This is a genomic window from Chitinophaga agrisoli (genome assembly GCF_008386695.1).
GTDB classification, from domain to species: domain Bacteria; phylum Bacteroidota; class Bacteroidia; order Chitinophagales; family Chitinophagaceae; genus Chitinophaga; species Chitinophaga agrisoli.
Genome location: NZ_VUOC01000002.1, coordinates 894,414 through 912,262, shown reverse-complemented (window position 1 = coordinate 912,262; position 17,849 = coordinate 894,414). Strand labels below are relative to the sequence as shown.

Here is a 17,849-nt window from a genome sequence, read left to right as displayed (position 1 = left end):
GTAAATAATTTTTTTTACGCCCTTTAAACTTTCTTTAACAGTTCCCATCTAAAAATTACGCAGCACAAAATGCAATATAACAGGGGACACGCTGCGTTTTATAATATAGCGTAATACGTGTAGGAATGGCCAATAATCACCAAAAACAAGGCGCAACACCTAAAGATTCCTGATAATCCAATAAACACTTAAAACCATTAATTTATGAAGAACCACCTCCGGAACCTGAGATGGCCGCTGGTACTGCTATGCCTCATGGCAATTGTCGTGTATGCCTGTCAGAAGGATAACTCCACGCAGCCAGGGATAGGCCCCAACCAGCAGAAGCTGAGCATCCACCTGTCGGATGATCCCGGTTTCTTTGACAATGTATTCCTCGATATCCGTAAAGTAGAAGTGCTGGTAGATACCTGTACCAGCGATCCAAACGATGATGATGACCGTAACTGGGATTGGAGAGACCGCTGCTGGTGGGATGAAGACCGCCATGATGATAAGGACAATTGCCAGGTATGGAATTCCCTGGGTGTGGCGCCGGGCGTATACGATGTACTGTCCTTAAGGAATGGGGCGGATACGTTACTGGCCGGCGGTATTGTGCCTAAAGGCAAAGTAAAGAAGATCCGCATCACGTTGGGTAATAACAACGCGCTGGTAAAAGACAGCGTACGTTATCCGCTTAAGTCTGCAAACGGCCAGGTAAAGATCATTGTTAAGCTGCGTGGCGATGACTGGGACGAAGTAACAACCGGCGATTTCCACCTCTGGCTCGACTTTGACATTAATCGCTCCATCATCAAAGTAAGGAATGGCCAGTTCATCCTGCGGCCCTTCATAGTGGTGTTTACACTTAAAACTACCGGTAGCCTGTCCGGACAGGTAACGCCGGCTGCTGCCTGGCCGGTGGTAACAGTGGCCAATGGCACAGATACGGCATATGCACTACCCTGGTTTAACGGGCAGTTTAAGGTGCGCGGCCTCAAAGCCGGTAAATACAACGTGTTTATAAATGCATCCAACGGCTACCAGGATAAAACAGTAAACGATATAACGGTAGAGCGGAATAAGAACACAGATGTGGGCAGGATTGTATTGGTGAAATAATTACCTTATAACCTATAGCGATATATAATACAAAAGCCGGAAGGTCACAAAGCAGCAAAAAAACTGACTTGTGACCTTTCGGCTTTTTATCTTCCCGCTGTCCGGTTAAGACTGTTGCTGGGACTCCTGGCGTTGACGCCGGCGCCCATGAGCGGCTTCACCGCCCTTTTTACCGATAGCGGCCATATGTTCCCTGTTCTGACTTACGGCTTCGCCACCTTTACGGCCTGCTGCACGTGCTTCCTCGGAAGAAAACTCATGCGCTACGCCTTGCTGATGTGCTGCACGGCCGCCCATACTGGCAATGGCACGTTGTTTTTCCATATCCATAGCAGCAAATCCGCGTAAAGCCTTGCGGCGGTTTGTATCGTCTTTTTTCTGAGTATCGTTTTGTGTTGTGTTGTCGTCCACTTGCGGGTTTTCATGGTCAACAACATTTTGCCAGTTCTCTTCCTGATTCGAGTGGCTGCTTTGCATTGTCATAACATCAGATTTTTAGTGGTTTGAAAAATAGGTTTCCGTTGTAATTGATGCCTATAAACGCGCTTATATGCTATATGGCAAACAAGGACTATGCCATGGACGGCCCTGGCGCTCAATCACCGCCATTACGGTAATATTATATAAGCCTGTGGAAATTAATAACTAATAGTAGTAGCCGCCCAGCAAGGGGGCGGGTAACCAGTTCTACAGTATATAGAAAATGTCCACACCTTTATGGGGCCATATGTGTACGCATTACACCAACGGGCAAGCTGGCGTTAAAGTTGTAACCATGAAAATCAGGGAGACCCGTAACTGGAGACCCTATTATCCTCATTATCAAACGCATACAAAATGGCACAAACAGTTAGTGATTTCATACTGGAGCGGTTGGGCGCCTGGGGAGTGCAACGCATCTTTGGTTATCCCGGAGACGGTATCAATGGGCTCATGGGCGCGCTGAACCGCAGCCGCGAAAAGATCCCCTTTATACAGGTACGGCATGAGGAATCCGCCGCTTTTATGGCTTGCGCCCATGCCAAATTCACCGGGCAGGCGGGCGTATGCCTGGCCACCTCCGGCCCCGGGGCCATACACTTACTCAATGGCCTATACGACGCTAAACTGGATCATCAACCCGCGGTGGCCATCATTGGTCAGCAGCGCCGTTCCGCCTTGGGTGGCAGTTACCAGCAGGAAGTAGACCTGCTGTCCCTGTTCAAGGATGTAGCGAACGAATACGTACATATGTGCACGGATCCCAGCCAGGTACGGCACCTGGTGGATAGGGCCTTCCGCATTGCCCTCAGTGAGCGCACCGTCACATGTATCATCCTGCCAAACGATATCCAGGAAATGGACTATGAAGCGCCACCGCGCGAACATGGCACTGTGCATTCCGCTGCAGGTTACCACCGGCCGCATATAGTGCCGCACCATGCTGACCTGCAAAAGGCCGCCGCAGTCTTGAATGAAGGCCAGCGCGTAGCCATATTGGTAGGCGCTGGCGCGGCAAATGCCAGCGCAGAGGTGATAGAAATAGCAGATCTGCTGGGAGCTGGCGTGGCCAAAGCACTGCTGGGTAAGGATGTATTACAGGACGACCTGCCTTATGTAACAGGCGCTATTGGTTTGCTGGGCACTAAACCCAGCTGGGACCTGATGGCGGAATGTGATACCCTGCTGATGATAGGCTCCGGTTTCCCCTATTCAGAATTTTTGCCAAAGGAAGGGCAGGCCAGGGGCGTGCAGATAGATATTGACGGGCGTATGCTCGGTATCCGTTATCCCATGGAAGTGCTGCTGCATGGCGATAGCAAAACTACGCTCAGGGCCCTGCTGCCGCTTATCCAACGTAAAAAAGACCGCAGCTGGCGGGAACAGATAGAAAAGGAAACGGCCAAATGGTGGAAAGTGCTGGAAGCACGCTCCAAAAATGAGGCTAACCCCATCAACCCCCAGAAGGCTTTCTGGGAACTCTCCCGTTTCCTGCCGGAAAATACTATCCTTACCGGCGATTCCGGCTCTACTGCCGCCTGGTTCGCCAGGGATCTCCGCATCCGTTGCGGCATGAAGGCCTCCCTGTCCGGGAACCTGGCCACCATGGGCTCCGCAGTGCCATATGCCATAGCCGCAAAATTCGCCTACCCGGAGCGTATGGTGGTAGCCACCGTGGGCGACGGGGCCATGCAGATGCAGGGCATTAATGAACTGATCACCATCGCTAAATACTGGAAAGAATGGGCCTCGCCCCGTATGCTGATCGTAGTGCTCAATAACCGGGACCTCAATATGGTCACCTGGGAACAGCGTGCGCTCTCCGGCGATCCTAAGTTTGCCGCCTCCCAGGATATCCCGGATTTCCCCTACGCGCAATACGCCAATATGCTGGGCCTCGAAGGTATCAAAGCAGACAAGCCGGAAATGATCATACCCGCTTTGGAACAGGCAATGGATGCTACCCGCCCCGTATTGCTGGAGGTTGTGGCAGATCCGGATGTGCCTATGCTGCCACCCCACATTACCCAGGAACAACGGCGTAATTTCTTTGCCGCCCTGGTAAAAGGTGATAGCGAAGCCTGGGATATTATCAAACAAACCTATAAAGAGCTTGTAGACGGCTGATATACAATACTGTTTGATGTACGGAAGCCCCTGGGTCCGCCAACGTGTGGCCCGGGGTTTTCGCTTTTGATGGTTTGGCGTCCTAACTATAAATGCCTGTAAATATTTTTTAATATTAATTTATTTTTTATATTTGCCCCGAAAATGACCTGTTGCCCTTGAAACTGTGAACGCCCTTTATCCTATTTAAAACCCTCATACCTATTGAGCCGATTTTTACGCCTGTCTATTTATCTGATAACCGCAAGTGTACCGCTATCCTCTCAGGCACAGGATCTGAGCCGTATAGGCCAGGAACAAGCCCTTCATGTAAGCGGCGGTGTTTCTGCCAGCTCCATTTGGTATACCTCTAACGGCGCGGAGCGTCGCGACCCGTTTAGCTATTTCCTCAGCGGTAATATCAACTTCAGCCTCTATGGCTGGAATGTTCCCTTTTCATTTTCCTATACCAACAAAAACTTCAGCTATGTGCAGCCTTTTAATCAATACAGTCTGCACCCCACCTATAAATGGGTAACGGCGCACCTGGGCTGGACCTCCATGACCTTTTCGCCTTACACGCTCAGCGGCCACCAGTTCCTGGGCGCTGGAGTGGAGCTGGCGCCGGAGGGCGGTTTTAAATACAGCGCCATGTATGGGCAGCTGCAACGCGCCGTACGGCCGGATACGCTGAACCCCAATAACCAGCCCGCCTACCAGCGTATGGGCTATGGTTTTAAGGTGGCGTACGATCACAAGAACTACGATCTGTCCGTGAACCTGTTCCGGGCTAAAGATGATATCACCTCCCTGCCCGTAGTGCCGGAAGCGCAGAATGTACTGCCCCAGGAAAACATTGCCATCGGTTTTACCGGCGGCGTTACCGTGTATAAAGGCCTTAAGCTTACTGCGGAATATGCTATCAGCACCCTCACCCGCGATATACGCGCCGGTAAGGACAGTGCCGGCGGCAAAGGCGATTTTATTACGGATCCGTTTATCCAACGCAGGGGCTCTACCGCAACCTATCACGCCTTTAAAGCCGGTATGAACTATAGCGTACGCGCCTTTAGCTTGGGCGTAGGGTATGAGCGGGTAGACCCGGAATACCAGAGCCTGGGCGCCTATTACTTTAATAACGATTTCCAGAACGTAACGGTGAACTTTTCCCAGGCGCTCTTTAAGAATAAAGTAGTGCTGGGCGGTAATGCCGGCGTACAGCAGGATGATCTGGCGCATAAGAAAATGAGCAACATGAAACGTTTTGTAGGCTCCCTGAACCTTTCCTATACCGCCAGTGAAAAACTGCAGATGGATGCCTCCTACAGCAACTTCCAGTCATACACCTATATAAAACCGCAGTTCCAGGATATTACACAGCTAACGCCTTACGATAATCTGGATACGCTCAACTACACACAGATCTCACAGAATGCCAATTACAATATAAACTACCAGCTGGGCAACAATAAGGCCCGGAGGCAGAGCCTGAACATGAACCTGTCTTTCCAGCATGCATCGGATAAGCAGGGGGATAAGGGGGCCAGCGCCGGCAATACGGAGTTCTATAATGTGAATGCGGGCTACAACCTGATGCTGGTGCCGGTGCAGACCAATTTTACAGCCGCCTGGAACCTCAGCTACAATACCCTGCCCGGCAACAATTCCCTGGCCTGGGGCCCTACGCTGGCAGTAGGAAAGCCTTTCTTCCACAAACAGCTAAAGACCCGTTTCTCTGCTACCTATAATACCAGCAGTAACAACGGCCAGCGGCTGGTAGATATCTATAATCTGCGCGCCAGTGGCAGTTACATCTTCCTCAAAAAACACAATATCAACCTTAGCCTGGTAACGCTGTTCAGGAACAACCTGCAGCAGCCGCCCAACAGCGGCTCGCCATCCCGTTTTAACGAATGGACAGGCACACTGGGTTACAACTATAGTTTCTGATCAACTCCTTAGGCATGCGTACGTTTTTTAATCATATACTTTCTTTCAGGCAAAACGCCCGTTACCTGGTTGGTTGCCTGCTCCTGTTGCTGACCAGCTTTGGGCTAAAAGCGCAGGTTTACCCCGTACAGGTGAATACCATTATTATACCGCCGTATTCCCCTTATACCAGCGACTATACCAGCAGCGCCAATGATAAGATGATCGTGAACCTGCTGCTGCGCGATATCAACGCTTCCAACGTACAGGTAAAGCTGCGGGTAAATATAGAAGGGCAGGGGGTAAAGCTGAGCACCAACCCGCAGGCAAATGTACCCATCCTCACCCTCGATGGCGGCGTGCCGGAAAGGCTTACCGGCACTGATCTCGAGCCTTATTTCCGTGCGGAGAACCTGAACTTTGCCGGGCTGGACGCCAATACCTACCGCCAGCAGGGCGGCAAATTGCCGGAAGGATTATACCGTATATGCTTTGACGTATATGAGCTGAAAACAGGCGCAAAACTATCCATTGCCAGTGGTTGCGCCAATGCCTGGATAGTACTGAACGATCCGCCTGTTATCAACTTCCCGGAAAACAACGCGCGCGTGGCCGTACGGGACCCGCAATACATCACCTTTCAATGGACGCCCCGGCATAAGGGCTCTCCCAACTCCGCCTTTACCACAGAGTATGAGCTGGAGCTGGTGGAGCTGATGCCCGGCTTTAACTATAATCCGCAAGCCGGCTTTTTGGCCGGCAAACCGCTGTACTCCACCACCACCATGAACACCATGCTGGTGTATGGCCCTGGTGAGCCGTTGCTGGAAAGCGGCCGTACCTACGCATTCCGCGTAAGGGCCAAAAGCCTGGTGGCCGCGCAGGAGATGGATCTTTTTAAGAACAACGGTTACAGCGAGATCTTCAGCTTTGTGTACCAGGGCTCCTGCGCCGTGCCGCAGAACCAGGATGCAGAGGCTAAAGGCAGCACCCGCGCCGCCATTAGCTGGAACCCCGGTACCGCCAACCAGCAGGAGTTTGTGGTATCCTACCGCAAGGCCAATACGCCGGATGCCGCCTGGTTTGAAGAAAAGACCAATGCCAACAGCCTTACGCTTATAGAGCTTAACCCGGCTACCGCCTACGAATACAAAGTGCGTTGCAATTGTGCAGATGGCGGACAAAGCACCTTTACAGATGTAAGAACAGTGACCACCGCGGCAGATGAGCTGGCGGAAACCGCCTATAACTGCGGTGTGATACCTGCGGAAGTAGACATCAGCAACCAGGAACCGCTGCCTGCTATACGCGCCCGCGATATGTTCATGGCAGGCGATTTTCCCGTGAAGATCCTGGAAGTCCAGGGCGCTAACGGCAACTACAGCGGTAAAGGATACATTGGCATACCTTACCTCAAAGGCGGCCAGGTAAGCGTAATGTTTAACAACATCTTCATCAACACGGATTACCGTATGGTGAAGGGCCAGGTAGTAACGGAATACGACGCCAGCTGGAATGGTATCAACAACCTGGATGATACGTTCGAAGGCGGTGGTAATACCGGCAACGTAGTATCCGGTACGGATACGGCGGATGTGGTGCTGGATGTGGTGGTAGATAAACCGGAAGATATTAAAGCTACCCCCAATACGGATGCGGATGGCAACCCCGCGCCTGGCGGTACGCTCACCGTTACCGGCAGCAATGGAGAAACCGTTACCAAAACAGTAGACAAACTGCCCGCCACCGTAAAAGACGCAGCAGGTAATATTTATAAAGTAGATGAAAAAGGCCAGGTAACACAGGTGGCCAAAGGCGGTGGCGCATCAGCATTACCGCCGGCCGGACAGCTCAACCAGCTGCATCCGGATAAAGCCGTAGTACGTTTCACCGGACATCCGGATGCAAAATATGCCTTCGATGCCTGGGATCCTGTATATGCAAAGAGCCAGATCTTTGGCGCGGAATACGAAAAACTGTCAGACGATTACCGGGTATCCGCCAAAGCAGTAGCTGCCGGGCAAACCGATGTGGTAACGGCCGAAGTGGAATTACATGATAATACGATCGTAGCGGACAGCATTAAGTTTATTACTGGTAAAGGCTCGCAATTCCTGAGCGAGTCAATAGGGAATAACAGATACAAGGTCTCCATCGTAGGTGGCCCGGCGGATGATGCGCAGGAACTGTTTGCCATATACAAACCGGCTAATGGCCAGTCCATTACCCTGGGTAAATTAAAAATAGCCGCTTACGGGCAGAAGCAGCGTAAGCTGGTACTGGTGCCGGTGAATGGTAACCCCGGCGATGCCGCAGGTATAGCGGCAACGCTGAACAAAGTATATGACTCCATAGGCATACACTGGGATGTAAGCGTAGATCAAACCTTCACCAACATGAGCTGGGATCTGGATGGCGACAGGCAGTTGAATGCCTCCGGCAGCGGCTTATTCAGCACGCTTACAGATGAGATGAAGGCCCTTAACAATGCCTATATCCAGGATCGTAAGCCGGATAACAGCACCGTATACCTGTTTGTGCTGAGCAATGGTAAAGGCAAGGAGGGCGCCCTGGCCGGCGACATGCCGCGTGATCACCAGTTTGGCTACTTGTTCACCGATGGTAGCAGCGACCTGGGATTAACCGCCGCGCATGAGCTGGGACATGGCATATTTAACCTCAAACACACGTTCGACGGCTACGGATTTGGCGCCGGCGACCTGGCGGATAATGTTATGAATTATAACGATGGCCAGCGCCTTACTAAATTCCAGTGGGACGCAGCGCATAACCCCGGTATAGTATGGGGCGTGTTCCAGAGTGATGCGGATGCAGGACTACTCAACACAAAAATGATCCTTGTATCTGACTACAAGCTGCCAGGCATTACAGATGCAGATTATATCGTTAATGGCAACATCAATTACGTGGCGCCCAATGGGAAGATCATTGCGCTGCCTAAAGACGTAAAAGTGTCCTTTGGTGGTTATGTGATGGTGGCCGGTAGCGGTAATGCCTCGTCTATCTCAAAAGACGCTATTGGCGTAGTGACCGGTTTCACGAAAGATAACAAACAGTGGCTGGCGCGGTATGAGAGCGGAGATTTCACCGGCTACTATGAAAACGCTGATAACACTAAGGCAAAATATGAATTTACGGATGTAGGGGGCACACAGTTGATAGTTGCAGGTATAGAATACAGCAAATGTAAGCTGGCATTCTATGCAGGCCGTTACCAGTCGCAAGCCATTAAGTATACTGATTTTAAGGAGATCAAGGTTGTTGATGACCTGCGGAAGCTGGTAGGCGTTAAGCAGATAGAAGGCCAGGTATGTATAGACTGTACAATACCTATGGAAAGCAAGCCTACGGAAATACAGACCTTGCTGGGTGAGCTGGCCAGGGACCCCAACAGTTCTACGCTGGATGATAAGATGGGCGGTATAAGTGAAGAGAACCTGAAGAACTTCCTCTGCGTAAGCGAGCGGGTGGCGCTGATCAGGAATATAGCCGATGGATTTTTGGTAGGCAATGACGATGAGATGTCTATCGTAAAACTGATCAGAAGTACGCCGGACGATCAGGTTAAACAAGTGTTGGACACTTTCAGGCTGGATAACACCGGTTTGCTGGCCCTGCTGTTTAAGAATATTGATGGCGCGGAACTGGAAGAATACTTCAGCGCCATGTCGCAACTATTCTTCAGAAGTAAGACAGAATTCGAATGGCAGGCGGAGTTTGATGCCTTTGATACCAGGCTGGCCGCTTTCCAGGAGACATTGAGTAAAGACGATTGTAACTATTACTATAAATGGGCGGACCAAGGCCTCATGGTCACAAAGGCCGCTTATTATGATGAAGCCGGGTCCATCAAGAATGATGTGAAGTACCAGTTCACCCCCTGGGCTAACCTGTTTGGCCAGGACGGCAAAGTGTCTATTAGCTATACGGCCAGGAACCCGAACTGCGGCATGATCAACCTGTCAGATCCGTTTAACTTAGGTCACTCCTATCAAAGCGAGCCCTTCAGGCTGTTAAGGATTTTCTCCGAGGAAGCAGATGGCACCAGGGTAGACGCCTATGTGCCGGCCATGTATATGGCGTATATAACCAGCAATTATGAGAAATATGCCATCATGAACGCGGTGAACAAGCTGATAGCCGTACTGGCGGCTAAACAGCTTGGGACAAAAGGCGCCTCTTTCTGGACATACCTGTTTGCTACAATAGACCTGGTAGTGGCAAATGGTAACCTCTATATTGCAGATAACCAGGCAATGCTGGCCAAAACAGAATCTGGTAAAAAATTCCTGGAGAAGTGGGAGGCCGCTAATAAATACATTATGATTGCGCAGGGCATCCGGCTGTTTTATGGCATTGGGGTGAAATATGTGGAGTTTAAACTGGCGGTGGATGAACTAAAAACGGCTTACCAGGAATGGAAATTTAAGGACTTTGCAGAGTTGAAGGCTAAAAATCCGGAACTGGCTGCCAAACTGGAAGCATTTGGCGCGGCGGGGCTCAAGAAGCTGGATGACCTGATCGCTGACTACGAACTGAAGGTGGCGGATGTGATGGCAATCGTGAAATGTCCCCGCGAGGTGGCGGAAAGGATTTTAGCCAATGAGGGGCACCTGTTCATACATGTACCTACCTCCGGCGCCAAGATCCTCTATAACGCCAAACAAGGTACCTTCCTGGTAGGTAGTTTTAACGCTGACCTGAAAGAAATACTGGAGGAGTTGAACTACCCGGTAGAAACAAATGCGATGGCCGTAGCGCCGGCTTCCAATCCGCAATTCCTGACGGCCGCCGGGCAAAGGTTTAACTTGCTGAATGTATCTGAGGATGTGGTGAGATCATTCACCAAAAAAGGCGGCTTCTTTGATAATGTAAACGCCAAGTGGGTGGATGCTGCCGTAGCACAGAAAGCCGACGTGATAATTGTTTCGAGCTTCCGGAATTTGTATACCTTAAGAAAAGGTAAGAACGTGCTCACCGGGTTTGGTAAAGAGGTGCACCGCTTTGAGTGGAAGCATGGATGGCGGTTCGATCCTGAAACAAACATGATGGTAGCGCCTGGCAGCCCTAACTTTAGCAAGTTAATGCCAGTAACTAAATTTGAGGATAATCTGCTCATAGATATTAACAAATAATAAAAGAGACGATATGGAGTTTGCGTTTTATCTCCCATTCCTGGAAAAGCAATTTGAACGATTGATAAAAACGTACCAGCTGGTGTTTGAAACGCCGCCCAATGCATATGAAGCGCATCTCAGCAATGGGCGCGCAAAGCTGCAGCTGTTTACGTTTGAACGTGAAGAAGGAATGGGGTTTGTGGTGATCGATCCTAGGAATGATAAGTACTACCACCTGCCGGATATCCTGCAAAAAAAGCAGATAGACAGTGGAAAGGAATATGAGCAGCTGGAGGCTGCCGGCTTATTGGACGAGGAGGATGAAGTGAAGGCTACCATCGCCTATGCCGCTATATGCCTTGAAAAATATTGCAGCGATCTTTTAAATGGCGACTTCTCTGTGATGGGAACATCTCATTGAGGCCTGCTGTTACTAACCGATATATACCTATAAAAAATCCTTAACGGATGCGTAAAACCCTATACCTATTCACGCTCCTTGCCATGGCCTCTTTCATGGCAGCGGCGGCGCCTTTCCGTACCATTACACCCGTAACAGACAGTACGGCTGCTGCCACCGGCGCCGCCAGCCTGCTGCCTACGCTCAATGACGCCCTGGCGCTGTTCGACGAACTGGATAAAGACAATAACCTGATCGATAACATCACCCCGGAATCCCTGGTGAAACTGCCCGTTGGCGAAAGCCGCACCCTTAACAACGTGCAGTATACCGTGGGCATCACCCAGGTGAAGTTCAATCCCAATTATGCGGAGTTTACCGCCTTCCTCCGGATCAAGATCCCCCAGAAGAATACCACCGGCAAAGTAAAAGACCTGTTCTTTGGCGCATACGGCGTAAAGCTGTCCCGTACCGGCGGCCTTATAGGAGATGTGAAACTTTCCCTGCTGGGCGATTTTCCCATTGACCTGGGCGGCGGCAAATCAACGCTGATCCTGAAAGGCGCATTCGATAAGGATAACAATATGGTGAACAACGGTGAGCCCGTCACCTATGCCTCTATAGATTGTAAAGGCTTTAAAGAGCTGAGTATTGCGGCAGATGTGCTCTTCTCCCGCGATATACTGATCCCGGTAGATGGCGGCGGACAGCCCATGCCTACCGGCCAGGTAAAAGGCAGCTTCCGTACTATAGCCAGCGACTGGAACGATATTATGGTGAACCTGAGCCTGCCTGCCTTCCAGGTGAATGGCCTCAAGGATTTTAACTTCACTATTAACCAGGCGGTGTTTGACTTTAGCGATCTGCGTAATGATCCCGCCACCGTATTTCCTGCCAGCTATGTGCAGGATTATATGCCTCCCGGCAGCCCCAACGTATGGAGGGGCGTATCCATCAGTACCCTGCATATTGACCTGCCGGGCATCTTCAAAAAAGGAGATAAAGCGCAGCCCATCACCATAGAAGGCAAAAATATATTGATAGATAACCAGGGCTTTACCGGCCTGGTAAGCGCCAATAACCTGGTGCCGATAGGAGAGGGCAGCGCCGGCTCCTGGCCTTTTTCCATAGACAAGTTCTCCCTGGAGCTGGTGGCCAATAACCTCAAAGGCGCCGGCTTTGGCGGCAGAATAAAACTGCCGGTGGATGATAAGACGGAACTGGTATACGATGCCCTTATCAGCCCTGCTAATGAATACCTGTTAACCGTAAAACCCAAAGACAGTATACAATTCGGTTTCCTGCGCGCATCGCAGGTAACCCTATACCGCAACTCCTCTGTGGAGCTGCGCGTAAAGGATGGCAAGTTCCTGCCCAAGGCTACGCTGAATGGTAAAATGACCATCAACGCTACCCTCAAACAGGATGCGCCGATAGATGATGATGGCGTGGGCAAACTGGCGGATATTGAGTTCCAGGGCCTGGAGCTGCAAACCGTAAGCCCCAAGATCAAGATCGCCAGCTTTGGCTATGATGGTACTATCTCCCTTGGCAATTTCCCGGCCAGCATTAATAACATAGAAGTAGCCGCCAGTAATGACGAGGTGCGCCTGGGCTTTGGCATAGATGTGCACCTGAGCGGTGAGGAAGATGGCGGTTTCCGGGGAGATGCCAACCTGGATATCATTGGCAAGCTGGATTCCGGTAAAGGATTGGAAAGCTGGAAATTCTCTAAAATAAGACTGAATGAGATAGGCGTAAGCTTTGACAATAGCGGCATTGCGCTGGATGGGCATATCTACATCTTTGAAGATGACCCTACCTACGGAAAAGGATTCGCCGGCGATCTGTCCATGACGCTGAAAAAGCTGAGCCTGACGGTAACGGCTAAAGCGGTATTTGGCCGCCTGCCGGATTACCGCTACTGGTATGCGGATGCGTTTGCCCAGTTAGGTATGGCGGGCATTCCTATCTTCCCCGGGTTTAAGATCAACGGTATTGGCGGCGGCGCGTACCAGCACATGAAATTGGGTGGCAGGGCGCCCGCGGGTACCTCCGGTATTGGCGTTACGCCTACCGGCTTCCTCTATGTGCCGGATAACCAGGTAAGTTTTGGCTTTAAAGCCTCAGTTGGTTTTGCTACTACCTCAGAGAAAGTGGTGAACGGTATGGCTACGCTGGAGATGGCTTTCTCTACCGGCGGCGGCCTGCGGTATATCCATTTTGATGGTACCGCCAAATTCATAAAAGACCTGCCGCTTGATCAGTTTAATAAACTGGCCAAGAATATGGAGAAACTGGGCTTTAGCGATGAAGAAGGCAAAAACCAATATGAATCGGAACGTAAGGCCATGGGCAACGATGCGGCCATTACCGCCGTGGCCAGTCTGGATATAGATTTTGTTAACTCCTCCTTACACGGGGTGTTTGAAGTATACCTGAGCGCAGGCCCCTTGCGCGGTGTAGGCGCGGGCGATCTGGCGGGTAGTTGCGTCATGCACTTTGACCCGGAGATCTGGTACATCCATATAGGCCGCCCGGATAACCGCATTGGTATCAAGTTTGGCCTGGGCCCCATCAATATACAAACAGGCGCTTACCTGATGGTGGGTAAGGAAATACCCGGCAGCCCGCCGCCGCCGGCTATCGTAGCCAGTATACTGGGCGTAGAGGCGGGAGAACTGGATTATATGCGCGATCTGAATGCGCTGGACAAAGGATCAGGTTTTGCCTTTGGGGCGGATTTTAGTCTCAGCACCGGCGACCTCACCTTCCTGATCTTCTATGCCAAGTTCGACGCCGGCTTTGGCTTCGATATCATGCTCAAGGATTATGGAGAAGATGTGCATTGTAAAGGCAGCAATGAGCCCATCGGCATCAATGGCTGGTATGCCAACGGCCAAGCCTATGGATACTTCCAGGGTGATATAGGTTTAAAGATCAAATTGTTCTTTAAGACCAAGAAGATCAGCATCCTCAAGGTAGGCGCAGCGGTGCTGGTACAGGCCAAACTGCCCAACCCGTTCTGGATGCGCGGTTATGTAGGCGGTTACTACTCCGTGCTGGGTGGCCTGGTAAAAGGCCGGGTGAACTTTAAAGTAACAATGGGCCAGGAATGTGAGCTGGTAGGCGGCAGCCCGCTGGATGGTATTAAAGTGATCTCAGACCTTACGCCTAAAGAGCAATCAACAGAAGTAGATGTGTTCGAAGCGCCGCAGGCCGTATTTAATATGGCGGTGGAAAAAGAGATCGAGCTGGATGATGATGCCGGCAATCCTAAGAAATACCGCGTAAAACTGGAGAAATTCGAAATGAATAATAATGGCGCTAACATTAGCGGCCAGCTGAAATGGAACGATGGCAAAGATGCCGTGGCCTTTTATTCTGACGAGATCCTGCCGCCGCACGCCACCATAAAAGCGCTGGTGCAGGTAAGCTTTGAGGAGCTGGTAGGCAGCAGCTGGCGCCCGGTAATGGATAATGGCCAGAGAGCGCTGGAGTCCAAAGAAGTAAGCTTTACCACCGGCGAGGCGCCGGAAAGCATTCCCATGAGCAACGTACAGTATACTTACCCGGTAGTGGACCAGGAACATTTCTTCCCCACAGAGTCCAACCAGGGTTATATACAATTACGCCGCGGTCAGTCCTACCTGTTTGATAAGAGCGCCGGCTGGCAGCAGGAACTGCATTTCAAAGCGGCCAACGGGCAGATCACCAACCCGGGCTTTAGCTATGACGCCGCTAATAAACAACTGGTATGGAGCTCGCCTGCCCTCACAAACCAGGCAAAATACACGCTGGAGATCGTTAACCTGCCGCCTGCAGGCAGCACGCCGCAACAGGTAACGCAGGGTTATACCGCCGCCAACACAGGCGATACGCAGGCAGAAGGCGGTGAAACAGATATACGGGATAATAAGGCCAGCGGCGCATTAACTAATACCGCCACCGGTGAAAAGATGATCCTGACCTATAACTTCAGCACCAGCCAGTATAACTCATTTGCGCAGAAGATGAGCGCCGTAAGCATTACCAAGGTGATACGCGAGCCTATCTTCCTGCCGGATGTGCATGCCCTGCAAACTTTCATCAACACCATAGAAGTGTTTGATGAGAAAGAGCTCACCGGCTCTGAATTCTCAGACGGGCAGCCGCTCATCAAAGGCGAGGCTGTACTGGATGGCGAGCCTTATTTCGAACAGGATATCAAACCGCTCATCTATAGCAACTATCCGTATAACGGTATGGTAAACCTGCCAAGGGAAAGCAACCAGTCGCTGATCCCCAGCTGGGCCATCCTGCCTATAGAAACTTACCTGCTGTACCCGGATGGCGGCCGTTTGCCTTACCGCTACCACCTGCCTAACCAGTATAAGACGGATCTGGTAGAGATCCAGACGCAGCTGGTAAGTAAAGCCATCTATACGCCATTACCGGCGCAGTATAAGCCGCTGTTGAACGCCATATTCCCGGTAATACGGCAGGGTACCTATAAAATGAAGCTCACCTACATGCTGCCCGGACAAAAGCCCGGTACCAGCACGGTGATCAGTATGTACAATCCTATACAATAAGTTTATGTGTAAAGCGCTGAGATATTTAATAACGATAGGTTTGATCTTTACCGGCAGCTGGGCCCTGGCACAGCAAAAAGCCGGTAACGGCCCGGCGGTGAAAGTGATAGCCAAACCCAAAGATGGGGCTGTATGGTTACGCTGGGCTGCCAGCAGTCCCTTGTCCTGGAAGTATGCTAACATATATGGGTATACGATCGAACGGTATACCATCGTTCGCGACGGACAGGTGCTGGACCGGCCGGAGAAACAGGTGCTGACCACCGCGCCCTTGAAGCCACGCCCCCTGGCCGCCTGGCAACGCATGGTAGATACCAGCGACTATGGCGCTATCGTAGCGCAGGCCATCTATGGCGAAACCTTTAAAGCAGAGGTACAACAGGGTGGCGCCATGATGGACATTGTGAACAGGGCCACAGAGCTGGAGCAGCGGTTTTCCTATGCCCTTTTTGCCTGCGACCGTTCCTGGTCCGTAGCGCAGTTTGCCGGCCTGGGGTTTATGGATAAGACTGTACAACCCGGAGAAAAATACCTGTACCGTGTATATACCAATATACCAGCCGCCAAAATGAAAACAGATACCGGCGTGGTTTACGTAGGCCTGCAAGATGCGCAGCCTTTACCACGCCCGCTGGACCTGGGCGCTATCTTTAACGATAAGGCCGTGATGCTGAGCTGGAACTACACCCTGCTCAAAGAAGTATATAACGGCTACATCCTGGAGCGCGCCTCCGCCGCTACCAATATGCAGTTTGAACGACTTAACAAAGAGCTGCTGGTGAATGTGAATGAGCGCGATTCCGGCGGCCCTACCCGTATCTATTATGCGGATAGTATTGCAGCCAATTATACCACCTACCTCTACCGCGTAAGGGGGGTAGATGCTTTTGGAGAGATGGGGCCACCCTCTGACACGGTAAAAGGCCAGGGCCTGCCTTCGCTGCCTTATAATCCTAAGATCACGAAGTACGAAATAAGCAAGGAAAATAAAGTGGACTTTGCCTGGGAGTTTCCCGCTGCCGGTAATGAGCTGATCACTGGTTTCAGCATTGTCCGCGCGCCCAGCGCAAAAGGGCCTTTTGATACGTTGCAGCGTAATATACCGGCGCAGCAACGGCAATGGCTATTGGAAAAACCATTGCTGCCATCCAACTATATGGCGGTAGTGGCCATAGGCCGTAACGGTACCGCAACGGCCTCCTTCCCGGTGCTGGTGCAACCGGAGGATAGCATACCACCCGCCATACCTGGCGGCCTGCAGGGCCGGATAGATTCTATGGGCCATGTAACCATCCACTGGCCGGCCAATAAAGAGCCGGACCTGATGGGGTACCGTGTTTTCCGCGCTGGCCGCGCAGATGCGGAGTTTGTACAGCTCACGGAATCGCCGGCGGCAGACACCATTTTCAGGGATACCATAGATATCAAATCCCTGAACAGCAAAATGTATTATAAGATCAAATCTGTAGATCAGCGCTATAACCAATCCGCTTTCTCTGCCATACTCGAGCTGCAGAAGCCGGACCTGGTGCCGCCTACCTCGCCCGTAATTACTGCCTATGAGATAAAGAATGGCCAGGTAAAGCTGATCTGGATCAACAGCTATGAAAAAGATGTGGTGAAATACCAGGTGCTGCGTAAGGAAAACAGCAATCCCCTGGCGGTATGGCAGGTGCTGAAGGTCTATGATAATACCGGTCTTGAGCAGGATAGCCTGGTGGAAACGCCGCCCCACCGTGATGTGGCGTACCAGTACACGGTACAATCTATAGACGGCAGCGGGCTGGTATCACCCAACGCTAATCCCCTTACCGTTACCGTGCCTACTGATGCGGCTAATATGCCGGTACCGGTGTTAAAGACCGCGGTGGACCGGGAGGAGAAAGAGATTGTAGTAAGCTGGTTATTTACCCAGCCCGGCGTAAACCAGTATTGGTTGTACCGTGCGGAGGGCGATGGTCCGCTGACCCTGTTGCAGACGCTGGACGCCACCCATGATAGTTATACCGATAAACAACTGCACGTTAACACCGGTTACCGGTACACGATAAAAGCAGTACTGCAAACCGGCCGCCAGAGCAAGTTTTCTGAAATGGTGCAGGTAAATTATTAATGATC

At 51.3% G+C, this 17,849-nt stretch carries 8 protein-coding genes; 7 read left to right on the top strand and 1 reads right to left on the bottom strand.

Going from position 1 to position 17,849, the window contains the following annotated elements:
- Positions 1–204: 204 nt before the first annotated feature.
- Positions 205–1,104 carry a DUF4382 domain-containing protein gene (locus F0L74_RS11035; RefSeq protein WP_149837921.1) on the top strand — a complete coding sequence of 300 codons (900 nt, stop codon included), beginning with the start codon at positions 205–207 and terminating at the stop codon, positions 1,102–1,104.
- Between the two features lie 105 nt (positions 1,105–1,209).
- Here the strand turns inward: F0L74_RS11035 and F0L74_RS33635 are convergent, their stop codons facing one another.
- Positions 1,210–1,587, bottom strand: a complete 378-nt coding sequence (locus F0L74_RS33635) for a KGG domain-containing protein (protein ID WP_213086940.1) — start codon at positions 1,585–1,587, stop codon at positions 1,210–1,212.
- A gap of 354 nt (positions 1,588–1,941) precedes the next feature.
- Between F0L74_RS33635 and F0L74_RS11025 the strand changes: the two genes are divergently transcribed.
- From F0L74_RS11025 to F0L74_RS11000, 6 genes are all read left to right on the top strand, one after another.
- A complete protein-coding gene (locus tag F0L74_RS11025) occupies positions 1,942–3,711 on the top strand; it encodes a thiamine pyrophosphate-requiring protein (RefSeq protein ID WP_149837920.1) in 1,770 nt (589 codons plus the stop codon).
- Positions 3,712–3,915: 204 nt separating this feature from the next.
- A complete protein-coding gene (locus F0L74_RS11020) occupies positions 3,916–5,640 on the top strand; it encodes a porin family protein (RefSeq protein WP_149837919.1) in 1,725 nt (574 codons plus the stop codon).
- A gap of 14 nt (positions 5,641–5,654) precedes the next feature.
- A complete protein-coding gene (locus F0L74_RS11015) occupies positions 5,655–10,775 on the top strand; it encodes a fibronectin type III domain-containing protein (RefSeq protein WP_149837918.1) in 5,121 nt (1,706 codons plus the stop codon).
- A 13-nt stretch (positions 10,776–10,788) separates the two neighbouring features.
- Complete coding sequence (locus F0L74_RS11010; protein WP_149837917.1) at positions 10,789–11,178, top strand: hypothetical protein; 390 nt, start codon at positions 10,789–10,791, stop codon at positions 11,176–11,178.
- 47 nt (positions 11,179–11,225) lie between these two features.
- Positions 11,226–15,731 (top strand): hypothetical protein, encoded by a 4,506-nt coding sequence (locus tag F0L74_RS11005; protein WP_149837916.1) that lies wholly within the window; start codon positions 11,226–11,228, stop codon positions 15,729–15,731.
- A gap of 4 nt (positions 15,732–15,735) precedes the next feature.
- A complete protein-coding gene (locus F0L74_RS11000) occupies positions 15,736–17,844 on the top strand; it encodes a fibronectin type III domain-containing protein (RefSeq protein WP_149837915.1) in 2,109 nt (702 codons plus the stop codon).
- The last annotated feature ends 5 nt before the right edge of the window (positions 17,845–17,849 follow it).